This window comes from Verrucosispora sp. ts21 (assembly GCF_002879555.1).
Lineage (GTDB): Bacteria > Actinomycetota > Actinomycetes > Mycobacteriales > Micromonosporaceae > Micromonospora > Micromonospora gifhornensis.
On record NZ_PNOZ01000013.1, the window covers coordinates 97,074 to 116,213 of the forward strand.

Sequence of the window (19,140 nt, forward strand, 5' to 3'; positions counted from 1 at the left end):
GGGAAGTGACACATGGTGGAACAGGTTGTGCCAGCAGTCGGGCCGGGGGACACCCCGCCTGCCGACACCGCAGCACGGGAACGGGCCGCCCTCGCCGCGGTGGCCCGGACCACACTCGACGGCAACTGGGAGCACGACCACACGGTGCCCTCTCGCACCCTCTACCCGCACCAGTGGAGCTGGGATTCGGCGTTCATCGCCATCGGCTGGGCGCACCTGCGCCCCGAGCGCGCCTGGGCGGAGCTGACCAGCCTGTTCGACGCCCAGTGGCGCGACGGGCGGGTCCCGCACATCGTCTTCAACCCGGTGGTCGCCGACGACGCCTACTTCCCCGGACCAGCCTTCTGGGCCACCACCTCGGTGGCCGGCACACCGCGTACGGTCACCTCCGGGCTGGTCCAGCCGCCGGTGCACGCCCTGGCCGCATGGCACGCCTACCGCCGGGCACCGTCCGAGCCGGCCCGTGCCGCGCTGGGTCGGCTCTATCCGCGCCTGGTGGCTCAGCAGCACTACCTGAGCAACCATCGTGACGTCGGTGGTGCCGGGCTGGCCAGCATCGTGCATCCGTGGGAGTCCGGGCTGGACAACAGCCCGGCCTGGGACGAGCCGTTGGCCGCCGTGCCGGCCGAGGCGGCGGTGCTGCGGGCGTACCGTCGGCGCGACATCGTGCACGCCGCCGCCGCGCACCGCCCCACGGACCTGGACTACGCGCGCTACGTCGCGATAGTCACCGCCTACCGGGCGGCCGGCTACCGGGACGAGCAGCTGGCCGACCGGCACCCGTTCCTGGTGGAGTGTCCGCTGTTCAACGCGGCGATGGGCGCGGCCGAGTCGGCGCTGGCGCACATCGCGCAGGAGATCGGCGCGGACCCTGGCCCGCACCGACAGCGCGCCGCGGCGATCACCACCGCGCTTGTGGACCGGCTCTACGACCCGACGACCGGCACCTTCCACGCCCGCGACCTGCGTACCGGCCGGCTCACCCCGGCCCGGACGGTGCTCGGGCTGACCCCGCTGATCCTGCCGGACCTGCCCACCGCGCAGGTCGAGGCGATCCTCGTCGAGGCCGGCTCACCCCGCTTCGGGCTCGCCGCCCGGATGACCCGCCCGCTGCCCAGCCACGACCGCACCGCAGTCGACTTCGAGCCGCTGCGCTACTGGCGCGGCCCCAGCTGGATGAACATCAACTGGCTGGTCCGGTACGGGCTGCTGACACACGGGCACCCCCGACTGGCCGCCGGCCTGGGCGTGTCGATGATCGAGCTGGCGGTCACGGCGGGGTGCCACGAGTACTTCCATCCGGACACCGGCGCGGGCCTCGGCTCCCCGGCCTTCAGCTGGACCGCCGCCCTCCTGCTCGACCTCCTCGCCGAGATGTAAGGAAGGGCACCTTCTTAACGCCTGATGTATAGGAAGGGCCCCCTTTTAACAAAGCCCTGCCAGCGGATTGCGGAGCGGGCGTGGAGCGGGCGTGGGGCGGGTTCGGCAGGTAGGTTGCTGGCCAGGGCGCCGACCAGCCCGGCGGTGCCGTGCCACGGTGTTCAGCCTGACGTTGGGCGGGTACTGCGGCAGGACGGGCCGTGGCCCCGGTGGGACGGAGGGGCGATGGGCCGCGAGAGCTACGACGAGCAACTTGACCGGCTCACCGGAATCCTGGCGACGATGAGCCGCGAGGCCAGTGCGGCGATCCGGCAAGCCAGCGTCGCCCTGCTCGACGTCGACCGGCACGCGGCCGAGACGGTGATCGCCGACGACGCGGTCCTGGCCCGCCGCCGCGCCGAGGCCGAGGCGATGATCCCCGAGGTGCTGGTGCGGCACCAGCCCGTCGCCTCCGATCTGCGTCTGGTGGTGTGCGCGCTGCGCATCGCCGGCGCCCTGGACCGGATGGGTGACCTCGCCGTACACATCGCGAAGGTCGTCCTGATGCGCCACCCGGTGGGTGTGGTGCCGGCGCCGGCGGTGCCGGTGCTTACCGAAATGGCGCACGCGGCGGCCCGCATCGCCGACAAGACGACCGTGGTGCTGGCCACCCGGGACCCGCTGGACGCGATGCAGCTCGGCCTCGACGACGACGAGGTCGACGCCGCGCAGGAACGCCTGCTGTCGATGCTGGTCTCCGGCTGGTCGTACGGCGTGGAGTCGGCGATCGACCTGGCGCTTGTCGGCCGCTACTACGAGCGCTACGCCGACCAGGCCGTGAACGTCGCCCGGCAGGTCGTCTACCTGGTGACCGGGACCGTCCGGCTCTGAGCCAGGTGCCCATACCGGGCATCTGAGGCGTCGGTGCGCCAGAGCGTCACATCTCGTTCCCGGTCGGCCATCACCGGTGCCGCCAAGTTCATTTTTCGTTCACCTGGTTCCGGGAGTCCGGCTACCTGGGCCTGACAGCTTGATTCGCGTACGGCCCGGACGGGCTGATGCACCCCGATAGAGAGGCTTACCTGGTGAACCGCAACGTGCTTTCGCGGCGCGTCCTCGCCGGCGTCGCGCTTGCCGCGCTCGCGCTTACCGGCTGCGCAAGCAACGACAACAGCACGGAGCCCGGCAGCAACAGCGGCGGCGACAGCGCCTACGCGAACCTGTCCGGTGAGTTGAAGGCGTCCGGCGCGAGCTTCCCCGACGCGTACTACCAAGAGGTCATCGAGGCCTTCAAGGGTGAGGCCGGCAAGGTCACGGTCACCTACAACGCGACCGGTTCGGGCACCGGCAAGAAGCAGTTCGGTGAGGGTCTGGTCGACTTCGCCGGCACCGACAGCCTGGTCAAGGACACCGACGGCGTGGCCGCCGGCTCGTTCCTCTACGTCCCGACCGTGGCGGCGCCGATCACGATCTCCTACAACCTGCAGGGCGTGGACAAGCTCCAGCTCAGCCCGGAGACGCTCGCCAAGATCTTCCAGACCGACATCAAGACCTGGGACGACGCCGCGATCAAGGCCGACAACCCGGGCGTCACGCTGCCCAGCACCCCGATCGTGGTCGCGCACCGCTCGGACGGCTCGGGCACCACCAGCAACTTCACCAAGTACCTCGACGCCGCTGCGGCGGGCACCTGGAAGCTCGGCAGCGGTGACACCGTGAACTGGCCGGCCAGCACCCAGGGTGGCGAGAAGAACACAGGTGTCGCCCAGATCGTGCAGCAGACCAACGGCGCCGTCGGCTACGTGGACCTCAGCGACGCCAAGGCCACCGGCCTGAAGTTCGCCGCCATCAAGAACAAGGACGGCCAGTTCGTCGAGCCGACGATCGAGGGCACCACCGCCGGCCTGGAGGGCGCCGAGATCGCCGCGGACCTGAGCTACAACCCGCTCAACGCCGCCGGTGCCACCTCGTACCCGATCACCGCTCCGACCTTCATCATCGTGAAGACCTCGTACGGCGACGCCGCCAAGGCCGACCTGGTCAAGGGCTTCCTCACGTACCTGCTCAACGACGGTCAGGACCTGGCCAAGGAGATCGACTTCGCGCCGCTGCCCGCCTCCCTCAAGGAGAAGGCGCTGGCCCAGGTCGACAAGATCCAGGGCTGATCAGGACCAAGATCGCCAGCCGGGGACGGGATCGACGCGATCCCGTCCCCAGCCGGGTACCTGAGCTGGAGTAAAGATGACCTTGACGAACAAGCCCCCCACCGCCCGGTCGACGCTGTCCCAACGCGGCAGCAGCGCACTCGGCGACCGCGTCTTCTCCTGGTGGACGCTCGGCACCGGCCTGCTGGTGCTGGCGATTCTCGGGCTGATCCTGATCACCACCGTCCGCGAGGCATGGCCGGCGTTCGACGCGATGGGCCTGCGGTTCCTCACCGAACGGACCTGGGACCCGAACCCGGCCGCCGGTGACGCGATCTTCGGCGCGCTGTCGTTCGCGTTCGGCACGGCGATCTCGTCACTCATCGCCCTGTTGTTCGCGGTGCCGGTCTCGGTCGGCATCGCCTTGTTCCTCACCGAGTTGGCGCCGCGCCGGCTGCGCGGGCCGGCGGTGACCGTGATCGACCTGCTGGCTGCCGTACCGTCGGTGGTCTTCGGTCTCTGGGGCATCCTGGTCGTCGCGCCCGCCATGGTGCCGGTCTACCAGTGGCTGCACGACGTCTTCGGCGGCATTCCGGTGCTGGGCAGCATCTTCGGCCCGGTCAGCAGCGGGCGGAACTTCATGACCGCCGGTCTCATCCTGGCGATCATGGTCACGCCGATCATCACCTCGATCACCCGCGAGGTGTTCAGCACCGTGCCGCGCGCCGACAAGGACGCTGCCCTCGCGCTCGGCGCCACCCGCTGGGAGATGATCCGCGGCGCGGTGTTCCCGCACAGCTTCGGTGGCGTCGTCGGCGCGGTGATGCTCGGCCTCGGCCGGGCGATGGGCGAGACGATCGCGGTGGCCCTGGTGATCGGCGGCGCCACCAACATCACGGCCAACCTGTTCGCCCCCGGCAACTCGATGGCCGCCGTGATCGTGCAGCAGTTCGGCGAGTCCACCGGCACCTTCACCGCGGCCCTGATCGGCCTCGGCGTCGTGCTCTTCGCGATGACGGTGCTGATCAACGTGCTCGCCCAGACGGTCGTCCGTCGGGCCGAGGCCCGGATGAAGGGAAGCGTCGCGTGAGCGTCACCGCACCACCCGCCACCCGCCCGGCCACCGGCGGACCCGACCTGACCCGGGCCGCCCTGTCGGGCCGTCGCCGGTTCACCAACCACCTCGCCACGGCCGCCATCTGGGGGGCCGTGCTGCTCGCCGTCATCCCGCTGGCCCTGGTGGCCTACACGGTCATCGGCAAGGGCGCCGGGGTGATGAGCCTGTCCTTCCTGACCGAGGACATCCCCAACTCCTACCGCCGGGAAGGCGGCGGCATGGCGCCGGCGATCATCGGCACGCTTGTCATCACCGGCGCCGCCGCGCTGATGGCCATCCCGCTGGGCGTCTTCGGCGCGATCTACCTCAACGAGTACGGCAAGCAGAAGCCGCTGGCCCGGGTGATCCGGCTGATGGCCGACGTGATGACCGGCGTGCCGTCGATCGTGATGGGTCTGTTCGTCTACATCAGCTGGGTGCTGCTCGTCGGTCAGCAGACCGGCTTCGCCGGTGCGCTGGCGCTTGCCTGCCTGATGCTGCCGGTGGTCATCCGCAGCAGCGAGGAGATGCTCCGGCTGGTCCCGGAGGAGTTGCGCCAGGCGAGCATGGCGCTGGGCGCGCGCAAGTGGAAGACCACGCTGACCGTGGTGCTGCCGGCGGCGATCTCCGGCATCACCAGCGGCTCACTGCTCGCCGTGGCCCGCGCGGCCGGCGAGACCGCGCCGATCATCATCGTCACCGGCATCGTCTTCACGCCGAACTGGAACCTCTTCGACGGCTCCAACACCGCCCTGCCGGCACAGATCTTCCGCAACGCCAGCACCTCGTTCCCGGCCGCCCAGGACCGGGCCTGGGGTGCGGCACTGACGCTCATCGTGATCGTGCTCAGCTTCACGGTCATCGCCCGCTTCATCTCCAGCCGGTTCGCCATCAAGGAGCGCTGACATGGCCAGCAACAACCTCACCACCCGCCCCTCCGTCGCGGTGCACGCCCCCGGCGGTACCGCCTCCGGTGTCGAGCCCACCGACACGCCGGTGATGCAACTGCGTGACGTCAGCGTCTACTACGGCAGCTACGAGGCGGTGCGCGGCACCACCATGCCGATCCAGCAGAACCAGGTCACCGCGATGATCGGGCCGTCGGGTTGCGGCAAGTCCACAGTGCTGCGGGCGCTCAACCGGATGAACGACCCGATCCCCGGCGCCCGGGTCAGCGGCGAGGTGTCCTTCCACGGCCAGGACCTGTACGCCCGCGACGTCGACCCGATCCAGGTCCGCCGCCGCATCGGCATGGTGTTCCAGAAGCCCAACCCGTTCCCGAAGTCCATCTTCGACAACGTCGCGTACGGCCTGCGGATCAACGGCATCAAGGGCCGTCTCGACGACCACGTCGAGGAGGCGCTCACCAAGGCCGCCCTGTGGGACGAGGTCAAGGACAAGCTCCGCAAGAGCGCCCTGGCGCTCTCCGGCGGCCAGCAGCAGCGGCTGTGCATCGCCCGGACGATCGCCGTCAAGCCCGAGGTCATCCTCATGGACGAGCCCTGCTCGGCGCTCGACCCGATCGCCACGGCGAAGATCGAGGACCTGATGTTCGAGCTGACCAGCGACTACACGATCGTCATCGTCACGCACAACATGCAGCAGGCCGCCCGGGTCAGCCACTACACCGCCTTCTTCACCGCCGAGGTGGACGACAAGCAGGTGCGTCACGGTCGGCTTGTCGAGTTCAGCCAGACCGGCAAGCTGTTCACCAACCCCGCCGACAAGCGTACGGAGGACTACATCACCGGTCGCTTCGGCTGAGTGACGAAAGCGACGACGACGGTGGGCTCGAACGGGCGTTTCGTGCTGCTCGTGATCGACGACGACGAGAGCGTCGGTGGCGCGCTGGTCGCCGAGTTGGCCGATCATCGGGTACGCGCACACCACTACCCGCACGCCGCCGAGGCGCTGCTGGATGCCGGCGCCCTGCAGCCGGACGCCGCCGTCGTCGCCTCGGGGCTGACCACCATGAGCAGCACCGAGGTGGTACGGCTGCTCGCCCGCCGGGCCGGCATCCCGACGGTGGTGGGCGTCGGCGACGACGACGGTGGGGTGGCCGCCGCGGCGTTGAAGGCGGGCGCGACAGCCGGGGTCCGCCGCCCCTACCGGGCGACCGAGGTGCTGCCGATCCTGCGGGCGATCCGCCCGGAGACCTCCGGTGCCCTCGACCCGCCGATCGAGCTGGGCGGGCTGCGGGTGGATCCGGCGACGTTCGAGGTGAGCCAGCACGGCCGGCTGGTGGCCCTGCCGATGAAGGAGTTCCGCCTGCTGTACTTCTTCATGAGCAACGCCGAGCGGACTGTCACCCGCGAGCAGTTGCTCGCCGCCGGGTGGGGTGGGATCTCCGACGACACCTCCAACACCCTGACCGTGCACGTCAAGCGGCTCCGTCGGCGGCTCGCCCTCGACGGCGACCAGGCGCCGATGATCGTGACCGTACGCGGCCTCGGTTACCGCTTCGTGCCCACCACGACCACGCCGTCGGCGTCGTGACCGAGGCGAACCGGGAACCGCCCGGGCCGCCGACGCCGTCCGCCCCGCCGGGCATGGTCCTGGTGGCGGTGCCGGTGGCACACCTGCCGCACGTCGCCCGTCTGCTGGCCGACCTCGACGCCCGGCGGCGGACCGCCCCGCTGCCGCGACGCCGGTCCACACCCCGGCCCGACGCGCCGACGCAGGGCTGGACGGTCGACGAACTGCGGCGGCTCAGCCGGGGCGCCAGCGCCACCCACCGTACGGTCGCGGCGCTGCTCGACGCGCTGTCGGCCGAGCCGGGACGGGGGTTCACCGTCGAGGAGTTGAGCCAGCGCACCGGCCGGCCCCGGCAGAAGATCATCGGTGCGATGGCGGGGCTGACCCGGCTGTTGAAGGCCCACCACGACTACGCGGGGCGGGGGCTTCCGTTCGACAGGTCACCCGGTCGCCCGGAGGCGCCCCGGGAGCTGTGCTACAGCGTGGACCAGGATCGTGCCGCCGACTGGTGCGAGGCCCGACTGTCCCTGACCGACGAGGAGAGCTCCGGGGCGAGGTGAACGACGGCCACCGTTTATCTGGCCGGGGCGGGGGTAACCAGCGCGGGCTTGACGACGGGAGGGTGCCGTGCGGTTTCCCCTATTCGTCGACGCGGTGTCGCGTCGGTCCGGGCTGTCACCGGACCAGTCCGCCGGTGTGGCGCGGGCGGTGTTGCGGACCCTGGCGGAACGGATGACCGGTGAACCGACCACCGATCCCACCGGATACCTGCCGGACGAGCTGAGCGACACCGCCGGTGACCCGTTCACCAGCGGGCCGGGGGACTTCCTGCGCCGGGTCGGCGAGCGGGCCGGAGTCGACGAGCAGACCGCGGGCCTCGGCGCGGCGGCGGTCTTCGCGACGTTGCGCGAGGCCGTCACCGTCAACGAGTTCCGGGCCCTGGTGGCCGGGCTACCCACGGCCGCCGACGGCAGCATCGACCCGATCAGTGGGCCGGACGAGACCTGGCCCTGAGCGGCCTCGGTCGCTGGTGAGCTGCGGGTCTGCGCCGATCCTGCCCTTCGGCTGTCGAGCTGACCCGTCCTGGCCGTTCGGCTGTCGAACAGACGCCTCCCTGGCGTAGGGGCGGTCGGCGCCAGCCGATAGGCTGCCGCCGTGGCAGGTCTGTTGAGGAGTATGGCGGCCCGCGTCAGCGCGGTGATTCCGGCCCCGCGGCGTCCCGGGCCGACCCCGGCCAAGGTCGCGCGGCCCCGCCAGGTAAGTGCGCTGCAACGTCGGCAACTGTCGTACGCTCCGGAGCCCGACGGCCACGCCGACCCGGGGGAAATCGTCTGGACCTGGGTGTCCTACGAGGACGACCCCCGCCAGGGTAAGGACCGGCCGGTGCTGGTGGTGGGTCGACACAGCCGGACGCTGTTCGGACTGATGCTCTCCAGCCGGGATCGCGACGGCGAACGGCACTGGCTGGCCCTCGGGCCGGGGGAGTGGGACCGGGACAAGCGACACAGCTGGGTGCGGCTCGACCGGGTGCTCACCATGCGGGAGGACGGCATCCGGCGCGAAGGCGCGGTGCTGGACCGTCCCCGCTTCGACCGGGTCAGCGCAGCCCTCCGCGCCGGCTACGGCTGGCACTGAGTCGCGCTCTACCGGCTCACATCTGACACTGAGCCCGCCACGCCGGCTCACACCTGGCACTGAGCCCGCCACGCCTGGTTGCGGCTGGGGAGCTGAGCCGGCGCACCGCCGTTGCGGCGGACCCGGGGTGGCGTCGGAACAGCGCGGTCAGCACTCGGCGAGATGCGGGGCGTCGCGCAACGCCCGGTGGGCGCGGGCCGATCCGATCGCCTTGGCTTCGTACATCGCCGCGTCGGCGCGGTCGAGCGCCTCGGTGAGCTGGGTGCCGTGCACCGGGGCCAGACCGACCGAGGCGGTCACCCGCACGGTGGCCGCGCCCAGCGGGATCGGTGCGGCGAGCATCTCGTAGAGCCGGCCGGTGGCGTGGTCGAGCCAGCGGTGGTCGACAGTCGGGCTGGCCAGCAGCCCCGCGAACTCGTCACCGCCGAGCCGGGCCACCAGGTTGTCGCCGGCGAAGGTGGCCAGCCGCTCGGCGACACTGATCAGGACCTTGTCTCCGGCGGCGTGGCCGTACCGGTCGTTGATCTCCTTGAAGTTGTCCAGGTCGAGCACCACGGCGACGAGCGGTCGGCCGGCGTTGTCGGTGAGCAGCGCCGCGGCGAGCCGGTAGAAGGCGCGCCGGTTGGGCAGACCGGTCAACGGGTCGTGGCTGGCGGCGTGTCGCTCGGCGGTGAGCTCGGCCTGGAGGCGGTCGATCTCGGCCTCGGCGCGTACGGCTCGGCGGCTCAGCTGCCAGGAGGAGAGCAGGGCTCCCACCGCACAGACGCCGGACGCGACGGTCAGCGGATCCGGCACCCCGTCCTCCCCTCGCCGCAACGCGCGCCCATCCCCTGGCTGACGAGTGTCGCCAGATGCCTCGTTTCCCCTGGCGGCAACCAGGTTTGTGTAACTGATTGTGAGCGGATGGGCACCATACTCATGCGCTATCATGCTCGCTGTCCATTGCAGATGCAATAGCAGATGCACGTGCATGTGAACGAGAAAACCCACACCCTCGTGCCGCTACCGCTCCTCCCACGGCGCCGGCGCCTATCGGAGAGAACAGACGCCCCATGCAGCAGCCGCCCAACGGTGTACCGGCCAACCAGTTGCCTCCCCTCGCCTGGCTGAAGAGCCGCCGCAGCAATCCCAGTGGAAACTGCGTCGAGCTGGCGGAGTTGCCCGGCGGAGCGGGCATCGCGATGCGCAACTCACGACACCCCGAGGGGCCGGCGCTGATCTACACAGTGGACGAGATCGCGGCGTTCGTGCTCGGCGCCCGTGACGGCGACTTCGACCACCTGATCGACTGATCCGCTCATCCCATCGGCGGGATTTGCCCCACACGGGGGATGTTCACCTCACTGAAGGTTCATGGCATGCTTACACGTCGGTCGGGCCGGTCCACCGGCGCGACCGACGATGGCATGCGGAGGACGGCAGGTGACCATGGTTTCCGCCGAGGAGGGCCCGGCGGCAGGCCCGACCGTGCTGCGAATGCTGCTGGGTGCGCAGCTGCGTCGGCTGCGGGAGTCGCGCGGGGTGACCCGGGAGAGCGCCGGGTGGGAGATCCGCTCGTCCGAGTCGAAGATCAGTCGGATGGAGCTCGGTCGCGTCGGCTTCAAGGAACGCGACGTCGCCGACCTGCTCACCCTCTACGGCGTCACCGCCGAGCAGGAGCGTGCCGCCCTGCTCAAGCTGGCTCGCGACGCCAACAATCCAGGGTGGTGGCACCGGTACGGCGACGTCCTGCCGTCGTGGTTCCAGTCGTACCTCGGTCTGGAGGCCGCGGCGGTACTGATCCGCAGCTACGAGGTCCAGTTCGTGCCGGGGTTGTTGCAGACCCGCGAGTACGCCCGGGCCGTGGTGCTGCTCGGCCACGGCCAGGCCGACTTCGACGAGATCGAGCGCCGGGTTGACCTGCGGATGCGCCGTCAGGAGTTGTTGCGCCGACCGCGTCCGCCCCGCCTGTGGGCGGTGGTCGACGAGGCGGCGCTGCGCCGGCCGATCGGCGGGCCGGCGGTGATGCGTGGCCAGTTGCAGGCGTTGCTCGAGGCCACCCGTACGCCGAACGTGCGGTTGCAGGTCATTCCGTTCGCCGCCGGTGGGCATGCCGCCGCTGGTGGCGCCTTCACGATCCTGCGCTTCGGTGACCAGGATCTGCCCGACATCGTCTACATCGAACAGTTGACGAGCGCGCTCTACCTGGACAAGCGGGAAGACCTCGACTTCTACGCGGTGGCCATGGAACGACTCTGCGTCGAGGCCGAGCCGCCGGAGCGTACGCCGGAGATCCTGAAGCGCATGATCGCGGAGTTCGACGCCGCCTGATCCGCCACTGACCGTCCGCACCGTCACCTTCGGTCATTCGATTGACACTCGTCGGTCGTGCGACTAATCTCTGGATCGATCTAGTCTGAATCGATCCAGAGAGGGGAGGGGTCGATGAAACCCACACTGCGCGCGGTGGCCGAGGCGGTCGGTGTCTCCCGCAGCACCGTCTCCAACGCCTACAGCCGCCCGGACCAGCTCTCCACCGAGCTGCGCCGACGCATCCTCGACGCGGCGCGGGAGATGGGCTATCCCGGCCCGGACCCGACCGCCCGGTCCCTGCGACGCGGCTACGTCGGGGCGATCGGGGTGCTGTTCACCTCCCGCCTGTCCTACGCCTTCACCGACCCCTTCGCCACGCAGTTCCTCACCGGTGTGGCACAGGCGGCCGAGCGGCACGGCAGCAGCCTGCTGCTGGTGCCGCTGCCCGCCGACGCGGCCGGCGCCCGCAAGGCCGTGGAGAACGCCGCCGTCGACGGATTCTGCGTCTACTGCGGCGGCGACGAGGAGGGGGAGATCGTCGACGCGATCCGGAGCCGTGGACTGCCCTTCGTCACGACCTCGGCCCGCCCGCGCGCCGAGGACCGGTGGGTGGGCATCGACGAGCGGGCCGCCGCCCGCTCGGTGGCCGAGCACCTGACCGGGCTCGGTCACCGGCGGGTCGCCCTGCTCGCCGACCGCGTGCTGCCCGACGCCGCACCCGGGCCGGTCCGGGTCGGCGACCTCGCCGACGTGCCACACCCCACCACCCGGGAACGGCTCGCCGGGTTCGCCGACGCCTTCGCGGCGGTCGGAGTCGACTGGTCGCAGCTGACGATCCTGTCGGCGACCGACAACAGCCGTCCCGCCGGTGCCGCCGCCGTGGGCGCGCCGGACTCCCTCCCTGAGCCGATCACCGCCGTGCTGGCCTGCGCCGACGTGCTCGCCCTCGGCGCGCTCGACACGTTGCGGGAGGCCGACCGACACCTCGCGGTCACCGGCTTCGACGACATCGCCGAGGCGGCGCCCGTCGGCCTGACCACCGTCCGCCAACCCGGTGTGCAGAAGGGGCGTCGCGCGGCGGAACTCCTGCTCGACCCGCCCGTGGACACCGACGCACACCAGATCCTGCTGCCCACCACGCTCGTCGTCCGGACCAGCGCCGGACCCGCCCCGAGGAGTTGACCATGGAACAGCCCACCGGCTTCGTCTTCGCCATCGACGCGGTCACCCGACACGTCAATTCCGCTCGGCCGGACGCGCCCATCCGTCCCGAGCCGCCGCGTACCCCGCGGCTGAGCGGTGCCCGCCACCTCGCCGCCGAGACCCTGCGGCTACTGGCCGACCAGATTCAGCCCGCCCCGCGGACCGCCACGCCGCACTGCACCCGGTAGCGACGGGCAGCATCATCGCCACGAACCGAGGCACGTCGCGCACCGCCTGCACCGTCGGGTGGTGCGCGGGCCGATCGACCAGGCAGACTGGGCGCTGATGTCGCCGTTCACCCCACACCTGCGCCTGCACGACCGCTACGTGGTGCGTGAGCGCATCGGCCTCGGTGGCATGTCCGAGGTGTGGCGAGCCAACGACGAGGTGCTCGGGCGGTCCGTCGCGGTGAAGGTGCTCGCCGCCGGCTTCGCCGCCGACCCCGATCTGCGGGCCGCCATCCGCCGCGAGGCCCGCGCCGCGGCCCGGCTCACCCATCCGAACGTCACCCAGGTGTACGACTACGGCGAGGCCGGCCTCGACGGGGCGATCGTGCCGTACCTGGTGATGGAACTGGTGGACGGGCGCAACCTCGCCGACCGGCTCGCGGACGGGCCGCTGCCCTGGCCGTCGGCGCTGCGGATGGCCGCCCAGGTCGCCGCCGCGCTGGCCGCCGCCCACCGGATCGGCGTGGTGCACCGCGACATCAAGCCCGGCAACGTCATGCTCACCGAGACCGGCGCCAAGGTGCTGGACTTCGGCATCGCCGCGCTCGCCGGGCCGCTGGCCGCCGGCACCGGACAGGCCGCCGTCGAACCCATGATGGGTACGCCCGCGTACACCGCCCCCGAGCGGTTGCAGGCGGCCGCACCGAATCCGGCCAGCGACGTGTATGCGCTCGGCGTGCTGCTCTACCGCGCCCTCACCGGCGACGTGCCGCTGCCCGTGGGCAGCTGGGAGGACGCCCTGATCGTGCACGCCGAGCGCCGGCCGGTGCCGCCGCCGAGGGTGAGCGGGCTGCCCACCGACATCGCCGCCCTGGTGCTGGCCTGCCTGGACCCGGACCCGGTGCGGCGTCCCACCGCCGGCCAGCTCGCCGCCCGGTTCCGTGCCGCCGCCACCGGCCCGGCCGGCCCGTCCACCGCGGTACTGCCGATCGTCACGCCCCCGAGCGGGCCCGACGAGGCGGTCATCACCGTCACCGCAGCGGCCCCGACGCATCCGCCGACCCTTGTCGACCGCACCGGCGACTGGTCCGCCGCCGTGGCCGGCGACGTGCACCGGACCGTCCGTTCGCCCCACCGCCCGTACGGTCCCGAGGGGCCGCCCGGGTCGCTGCCCCCGGCGGCGTTCCGACCTGCCCCGGGCCGACCCGGACGCCGGCGTCCCCCGGTCGGTGTGCTGGTCGCCGCCGTCCTGGTGCTGCTCGTGGGGTTCGGTGTGCTGCTGGCCCCGGACGGCGACGACGGGCGGTCCACGGCCGCGCCCGCCAGCACCCCCGCAGCCCCGCCGACGTCGGCCACGCCGGCCGCGAAGCGACCCAGCCCTTCGCCGACGCCGCCCGACCCGGTGAACCTGCGGGAGTTCGCCACCGAGTTCATCGCGCTGCTCACCGAGGCGCAGCTGACCGACGGCCTCGACGGCAAGGTGGCCGATCGGCTGCGCAAGGACCTCGCCAAGCTCGCCGCGGGCCGCGCCAAGGATCGGCAGAAGCGGATCGAGGACCTGCGCGAGCGCATCGAGAAGGAGGCCGAGCAGGGGCGGGTTCCCGCCGACTTCGCCGCCCGCATGGACGAGCTGCTCGACCGGGTCGAGGCCACCCTGCCGAAGGACGGCTGACCTCAGGTCAGCGTCGCCTGGGCGTACCCGCCGGGCTCGCTGCCGGCGCGGGCCAGCACCGAGCCGTCCGGTGCCCAGATCGCCGAGCGGCCCGCCGTCTCGTGGAACCCGCCACCGGTCGGGCCGGCGAAGCTGGCCACCGCGACGTGCACGCGGTGCGTGGTCGCGATCCGCAGGGCCCGCTCGTCGGGCACCGCCACGTCGGCCGCGGACTCCACCACCGAGGCGAGGTGGACGTCGACGCCCAGAGCACAGGTGCGGGCCGCGTGTTCCGCCACCCCGGTGTCCTTGCAGATCGCCAACCCGAGCCGCCAACCGTCCACGGTGAGCACGACCGGTTCCGGGCCGGGCGTGAAGCGGCGCGGCTCGTCCCCGCCGAGCCACATCTTGCGGTAGGCCACCCGCACACCGGTCCCGTCGACCGCCAGGGTGGCGATGTGGTCGCCGGCCACCGGTGCGCCGACCAGGGCCAGCGATCCCGCCGCCACGCAGGCGTCGACCAGCGGGGCCAGCCGAGAATCAGCCGGGTCGACAGGTGCGGCGTCCAACTCGTAGCCGGTCAGGGACAACTCCGGAAAGACCACCACCCGGGCCGCCGCCGCAGCGACGAGCGCCGCGTGCGCCGCCACGTTCGCGCCGACGTCGTACGCGCGGCACGTCGGCTGGGCCACCGCGATCCGCAACGGGACCCGGTCGAATGCAGTCTCCACCGTGGCCAGCCTAGAAGTACTCGTCGCCAGCGGTCGATACCGACGCAGCGCCATCGGGGTGTAGTTCGTAGGGTGGTAAGGGTGATTCACTTTCCGCGTACCGTCTCCGCTGCCGACGTGCTCAGTCAGTCCGCGCCACCCGAGGACGGGCTGGTCGGCCTCGTCACCGACCTGGTGGAGCGGCTCGGTGGACCGGGCGCGGGCCTCGCCGTGGCGTTGGAGAACTTGTTCCCGCCGATTCCCAGCGAGGTGATCCTGCCGCTGGCGGGGTTCGTCGCGGCCCAGGGCCGGATGAGCGTGGTCGGCGCGATCTTCTGGACCACGCTCGGTTCGCTGCTGGGCGCCCTGGCGCTCTACTGGATCGGCGCCACCCTGGGCCGGGAGCGAGTCCGCGCGATCGCCGCCAAGCTGCCGTTGGTGAAGCTCAGCGACATCGACCGGACCGAGGAATGGTTCCTCCGGCACGGGGTGAAGGCCGTCTTCTTCGGCCGGATGATCCCGATCTTCCGGAGCATGATCTCCATTCCGGCCGGCGTGGAACGGATGCCGCTGCTCACCTTCGCGGTCTACACCACGCTGGGCAGCCTGATCTGGAACACCACATTCGTGCTGGCCGGCTATCTGCTCGGGGACAACTGGCACCTGGTCGAGTCGTACGCGGGCATCCTGCAGAACCTGGTCATCGTCGCCTGCGTACTCGCTCTGGTCTGGTTCGTGGTGACCCGGCTGCGTCGGTCCCGGCGCGCCGGCGGCCTGCGGTCCAACGACACCGGGGCCGGACTGACCGACGTCGAACCGGCCGGCACCCCCGACCCGTACGGCCGCGGCACCATCTACCGCAGCGCCTGGGCCGAGGGCCACCACCCCGATCAGCAGAACCGGCCGCACTGATCCCACCCACCCGAACCGTGGCCGATGGGTCGGGTGCCGACACAGCTCTCCTGCCACGGCCTGCCGCCCGGTTGACGGTCGGCCGTGGGTTGGTGGTGCAGGATGCGGTCATGGGTGATTGGGAGGACGCCGTCGGGGTGGTCGAGCTGCCCGGCGGGGTGCGGGTACGCGGACGACGGGTCGCCGATGCCGCCTCGCCGGCCGACTTCGGGCTGCTGCTCGCGCCCGGACCGACACCGGCCTGGGAACATCGGCGGGTGCGGTGGCCGGACTTCTGGGTGCCGACGGACCGGGCCGACGCCCTGGACGCGTTGCGGGAGGCGCTGCGCCGCGGGTACGCCGGCCAACGGGTGGAGGTGGCCTGCCGGGGCGGCACCGGGCGTACCGGCACCGCCCTGGCGGCGTTGGCGATCCTCGACGGGCTTCCCGCCGAGCAGGCCGTGGACTGGGTCCGGGCCGCCTACCGCCCCGGTGCGGTGGAAACCCCGTGGCAGCGCCGCTGGCTATGCCGGCTGCCCTGACGGCACCCGGGGCGTCGAAGCGACCAGGGCCGGACGGGCGGAGAACCGTCCATCCGGCCCGGGCCGGTCACTGCGGCGGGTCAGCGAGACCGGCCCGGGCCGGTCACTGCCGGCGGGTCAGCGAGCCGAGCAGGGACGGGCCAGGTTTACCAGGTTGCCCGGACGGTTGCCATCGACCCGGCCGATCGCGGTGGCGATCCGGTTGATGGCGGCGACGCGCCGGTCCTCCAGCGGGCCGATCACGGCGTTGCGGACGAAGTTGGGGCCGCCCTCGGGCCGGACCGCCAGCTGCGCCAGCCGGGCGTCGGCCTCGGCGATCTGCTTGTCCAGGTTGGCCAGCTCGCGTTGCACCTCGGCGGCGGCCCGCGCCGGTACGGCCGGCAGCCGATCGGCGACACTCGGGCAACTCACCCTCTGCGCAACACCACCACCGGCGTTGTTGCCACCCGCGTTGTTGTTGCCACCACTGGCATTGTTACCACCACCGGCGTTGTTGTTGCCGCCCGCGTTGCCGGCCTTGCCGTTGAGGGCGCTGCGGGTGCCCGGGGGGTTGAGGCCGCAGGTGGCGAAGCTGGCCAGGTCGGGGCGTTGGCCCCCGACTCGGTTGATGTTGATGCCGATGCGGTCGAGGGCGGCGACGCGCTTGCTGGCCAACGGGCCGAGGATGGCGTTGTTTATGAAGTTCGCGCCGCCCTGAGGGTTGGCGGCCTGCTGGGCGAGGCGGGCGTTGGCCTCCTCGATCTGCTTGTCGAGGTTGGCCAGTTCCTGCTCGACACCGGCAAGGGCGGCGGCGGGCACGTTGCCGAGCTTGTCCCGTACCGTCGGGCAGTTCGCCGTCTGCGCCGCGGTGCTGGCGCGGTCATCGGCCGAGGCCAGCGTGAGGCCGGCCCCGAGCAGCGCTACCGCGACCACGCCGACGCCGCCGAGCTTCCAGGCCGCGTGCTTGCGCTGTCCTAGCGTACGCCTGACCATGCGTCTCTCCTCATGATTGACCGGCCGGACGGGTCGACGGGGTCGGACACGGCCGGCTGCTGCGCGATGGATGCCCGGACCGGCCGCGGCGGTGGCTGCGCCTGCCTGCCACGCCTTCCGGGTGTGCCCGGACCCGGTGCGGGAGCGCTCCCGCCGCAGGTCCGGGCATGGGGTCTGGTTCGCTCGTGGATACGGGGTGCACGAATGATCGGTTCAACCGGTCCGCCGTGCACCGGCGGTGTCGGGGGCGCGCGGGCGGGGATGCGACGGTCGGGATCTTGCCGTTAGGGTGCGTGTTCATGGATTTCCGGGCGCTGGCCACCGTTGTCGCCGTACTCGCGGCGGGCGTCGTTCCGGTCACTGCTGGTGCGTCGGTGAACACCCAGCGTGCCGCTCCGGTCGCGACGCCCTGCCCGAAGGCGAAGGCGCCGAAGGTGCTCCGGTCGCCCCGCCCGACCCCGCCGCCGTCGGTGCCGGAGCACCGCGTCGTCGGTGGGGACGCCCTGGCCACCCCGGGGCTGGTCGTGCCGCCGCAGGCGCCGACGCCACCGAAGGTGACCGCGACCTCCTGGGTGGTGGCCGATCTGGACACCGGGGAGGTGCTGGGCGGTTGCGGGCCGCACGAGTACGCGACCCCGGCCAGCGTGCAGAAGTTGCTGCTGGCCGCGACCATGCTGCCCCGGCTGGATCCCGCCGAGGTCGTCACGGTGACCCGGGAGGACCTGGACATCGCGCCGGGCAGCTCGGCCGTCGGGCTGCTCCCCGACGGCCGGTACCGGGTGAAGACGCTGTGGCTGGGGCTGCTGCTGCAATCCGGCAACGAGGCGGCCAACGCGCTGGCCCGCCTCGGCGGCGGACCCGACGGGGTGGCCGGGGGCGTGCGGGCCATGAACGAGCAGGCGCGTCGGCTCGGCGCCCTCCAGACCCACGCGGTCACGCCGTCCGGGCTGGACGCTCCGGGGCAGTTCACCAGCGCGTACGACCTGGCGCTGATCGCCCGGGCCTGCTTCGCCGACCCCACCTTCCGCAGCTACGTGCGCACCGAACGGACCCGGATACCGGCGCAGAAGGCACTAGGCGCCAAGGGCTTCGAGATCCAGAACAACAACCAGCTGATCTACCGGTATCCGGGCGCGCTCGGCGGCAAGACCGGCTTCACCGACTACGCCCGGCACACCTACGTCGGTGCCGCCGAGCGCGACGGACGACGCCTTGTCGTCACGCTGCTCGGTGCCGAACCTCAGCCGCTGCGGGGCTGGGAACAGGGGGCCGCGCTGCTCGACTGGGGCTTCGGCCTGCCTCGTGACGTCTCGGTGGGCCGCCTGGTCGAGCCGGGGGAGTGGGACGACGCACCGTCACCGTCACCGCCGCCGCAGGTGGACGCCGTACCGCCGGTGAACGTAACCACCTCGGCCACGGTCGGTGACACCCCCGGCGCGGGCATGTACGTGGCGCTGGCGGTGGGCGCGGTGGCGATCACGCTGGCCGTGCTCGTCGCGCGGCGCGGCCGTTGCGGGCAGCGTCGACGCCGGTAACTCGCGGCCGGCGGGTGCTCGGTCGACGGTACGGGAGGACGTCCGCGTTGGTCGATTCGCCGGACTGGCCGGAATTCACCCGATAGTGTCGGTGGCTGTGAGAGTCTCCGGCCTGGCCGTGGCGGTGATCGCGGCGCTTCTGACATCACCGCTGGTGCCCGCCACCGGTGCCGGCGCGACGGCTCCCGTGCCGTGCCCCCGCCCGGCACCACCCGCGCCCGGCCCGACCCCGTCGGCGACCCCGCCTGCGGACCCGGTCGCGCGGGCGGTCGGCGGCGCCCGGCTGGCCACGGCCGGACTGGTCGTGCCGCCCAAGGTGCCGACGCCGCCGAAGGTGGCCGCGACCTCCTGGGTGGTGGCCGATCTGGACACCGGGGAGGTGCTGGGCGGTTGCGGGCCGCACGAGTACGCGACCCCGGCCAGCGTGCAGAAGTTGCTGCTGGCCGCGACCATGCTGCCCCGGCTGGA

General features: G+C 71.9%; 21 protein-coding genes and 1 pseudogene. 19 read left to right on the forward strand and 3 right to left on the reverse strand.

Translation table 11 applies throughout. The features are described 5' to 3' along the window. Positions 1-12: 12 nt before the first annotated feature. From C1A38_RS08110 to C1A38_RS08155, 10 genes are all read left to right on the forward strand, one after another. Positions 13-1,380, forward strand: coding sequence for an MGH1-like glycoside hydrolase domain-containing protein (locus tag C1A38_RS08110; protein ID WP_102657204.1), 1,368 nt, complete (start codon positions 13-15; stop codon positions 1,378-1,380). A 225-nt stretch (positions 1,381-1,605) separates the two neighbouring features. Next, complete coding sequence (gene phoU, locus C1A38_RS08115; protein WP_102657205.1) at positions 1,606-2,250, forward strand: phosphate signaling complex protein PhoU; 645 nt, start codon at positions 1,606-1,608, stop codon at positions 2,248-2,250. A 194-nt stretch (positions 2,251-2,444) separates the two neighbouring features. Next, positions 2,445-3,524 carry a phosphate ABC transporter substrate-binding protein PstS gene (gene pstS, locus C1A38_RS08120; protein ID WP_102657206.1) on the forward strand — a complete coding sequence of 360 codons (1,080 nt, stop codon included), beginning with the start codon at positions 2,445-2,447 and terminating at the stop codon, positions 3,522-3,524. Between the two features lie 76 nt (positions 3,525-3,600). After that, positions 3,601-4,593 carry a phosphate ABC transporter permease subunit PstC gene (gene pstC / locus C1A38_RS08125; protein WP_102657207.1) on the forward strand — a complete coding sequence of 331 codons (993 nt, stop codon included), beginning with the start codon at positions 3,601-3,603 and terminating at the stop codon, positions 4,591-4,593. After that, the gene (pstA, locus tag C1A38_RS08130; RefSeq protein WP_102657208.1) at positions 4,590-5,504 is read left to right on the forward strand and encodes a phosphate ABC transporter permease PstA; all 915 of its coding nucleotides are present in this window, start codon (positions 4,590-4,592) and stop codon (positions 5,502-5,504) included. The genes pstC and pstA overlap by 4 nt, the downstream gene beginning before the upstream one ends. A 1-nt stretch (position 5,505) precedes the next feature. Then, positions 5,506-6,363: a phosphate ABC transporter ATP-binding protein PstB gene (pstB, locus tag C1A38_RS08135; RefSeq protein WP_102657209.1), complete on the forward strand. Its 858-nt coding sequence runs from the start codon at positions 5,506-5,508 to the stop codon at positions 6,361-6,363. Continuing rightward, a complete protein-coding gene (locus C1A38_RS08140; RefSeq protein WP_102657210.1) occupies positions 6,364-7,095 on the forward strand; it encodes a winged helix-turn-helix transcriptional regulator in 732 nt (243 codons plus the stop codon). Beyond that, positions 7,092-7,634, forward strand: coding sequence for a hypothetical protein (locus C1A38_RS08145; RefSeq protein ID WP_102657211.1), 543 nt, complete (start codon positions 7,092-7,094; stop codon positions 7,632-7,634). The genes C1A38_RS08140 and C1A38_RS08145 overlap by 4 nt, the downstream gene beginning before the upstream one ends. 67 nt (positions 7,635-7,701) lie before the next feature. Then, complete coding sequence (locus C1A38_RS08150; RefSeq protein ID WP_102657212.1) at positions 7,702-8,088, forward strand: DUF2267 domain-containing protein; 387 nt, start codon at positions 7,702-7,704, stop codon at positions 8,086-8,088. Between the two features lie 141 nt (positions 8,089-8,229). Further along, on the forward strand, positions 8,230-8,709 hold the full coding sequence (locus C1A38_RS08155) for a type II toxin-antitoxin system PemK/MazF family toxin (protein ID WP_102657213.1): 480 nt from the start codon (positions 8,230-8,232) through the stop codon (positions 8,707-8,709). A gap of 147 nt (positions 8,710-8,856) precedes the next feature. On the opposite strand, the gene C1A38_RS08160 is transcribed toward C1A38_RS08155, so the two are convergent. Further along, positions 8,857-9,504, reverse strand: coding sequence for a GGDEF domain-containing protein (locus tag C1A38_RS08160; protein WP_102657214.1), 648 nt, complete (start codon positions 9,502-9,504; stop codon positions 8,857-8,859). A 257-nt stretch (positions 9,505-9,761) separates the two neighbouring features. Here C1A38_RS08160 and C1A38_RS08165 point away from each other — a divergent pair, with 257 nt between their 5' ends. The 5 genes from C1A38_RS08165 to C1A38_RS08185 all read left to right on the forward strand — a co-directional run bounded on the left by C1A38_RS08165 (position 9,762) and on the right by C1A38_RS08185 (position 14,043). Next, a complete protein-coding gene (locus tag C1A38_RS08165) occupies positions 9,762-10,001 on the forward strand; it encodes a DUF397 domain-containing protein (RefSeq protein WP_013733736.1) in 240 nt (79 codons plus the stop codon). Between the two features lie 136 nt (positions 10,002-10,137). After that, positions 10,138-11,019 (forward strand): Sco1979 family transcriptional regulator, encoded by an 882-nt coding sequence (locus C1A38_RS08170; RefSeq protein WP_373306919.1) that lies wholly within the window; start codon positions 10,138-10,140, stop codon positions 11,017-11,019. 114 nt (positions 11,020-11,133) lie between these two features. Then, positions 11,134-12,183 (forward strand): LacI family DNA-binding transcriptional regulator, encoded by a 1,050-nt coding sequence (locus tag C1A38_RS08175; protein WP_102657216.1) that lies wholly within the window; start codon positions 11,134-11,136, stop codon positions 12,181-12,183. 2 nt (positions 12,184-12,185) lie between these two features. Beyond that, positions 12,186-12,392: a hypothetical protein gene (locus C1A38_RS08180; protein ID WP_102657217.1), complete on the forward strand. Its 207-nt coding sequence runs from the start codon at positions 12,186-12,188 to the stop codon at positions 12,390-12,392. A gap of 61 nt (positions 12,393-12,453) precedes the next feature. Further along, positions 12,454-14,043 (forward strand): serine/threonine-protein kinase, encoded by a 1,590-nt coding sequence (locus C1A38_RS08185; RefSeq protein WP_233196702.1) that lies wholly within the window; start codon positions 12,454-12,456, stop codon positions 14,041-14,043. Positions 14,044-14,045: 2 nt separating this feature from the next. Here C1A38_RS08185 and C1A38_RS08190 read toward each other — a convergent pair whose 3' ends face one another. Next, positions 14,046-14,753 carry a carbon-nitrogen hydrolase family protein gene (locus tag C1A38_RS08190; protein ID WP_102657219.1) on the reverse strand — a complete coding sequence of 236 codons (708 nt, stop codon included), beginning with the start codon at positions 14,751-14,753 and terminating at the stop codon, positions 14,046-14,048. A gap of 81 nt (positions 14,754-14,834) precedes the next feature. Between C1A38_RS08190 and C1A38_RS08195 the strand changes: the two genes are divergently transcribed. Together C1A38_RS08195 and C1A38_RS08200 are read left to right on the forward strand one after the other, a co-directional pair. After that, a complete protein-coding gene (locus C1A38_RS08195) occupies positions 14,835-15,644 on the forward strand; it encodes a DedA family protein (protein ID WP_102657220.1) in 810 nt (269 codons plus the stop codon). A 110-nt stretch (positions 15,645-15,754) separates the two neighbouring features. Next, complete coding sequence (locus C1A38_RS08200) at positions 15,755-16,165, forward strand: protein-tyrosine phosphatase family protein (RefSeq protein WP_102657235.1); 411 nt, start codon at positions 15,755-15,757, stop codon at positions 16,163-16,165. 117 nt (positions 16,166-16,282) lie between these two features. Here the strand turns inward: C1A38_RS08200 and C1A38_RS08205 are convergent, their stop codons facing one another. Beyond that, a complete protein-coding gene (locus C1A38_RS08205; protein WP_102657221.1) occupies positions 16,283-17,137 on the reverse strand; it encodes a hypothetical protein in 855 nt (284 codons plus the stop codon). Positions 17,138-17,436: 299 nt separating this feature from the next. On the opposite strand from C1A38_RS08205, the gene C1A38_RS08210 reads away from it, so the two are divergent. Continuing rightward, complete coding sequence (locus C1A38_RS08210; protein ID WP_102657236.1) at positions 17,437-18,672, forward strand: D-alanyl-D-alanine carboxypeptidase family protein; 1,236 nt, start codon at positions 17,437-17,439, stop codon at positions 18,670-18,672. A gap of 97 nt (positions 18,673-18,769) precedes the next feature. Beyond that, positions 18,770-19,140: pseudogene (locus C1A38_RS08215) on the forward strand (D-alanyl-D-alanine carboxypeptidase); the annotation flags it as partial.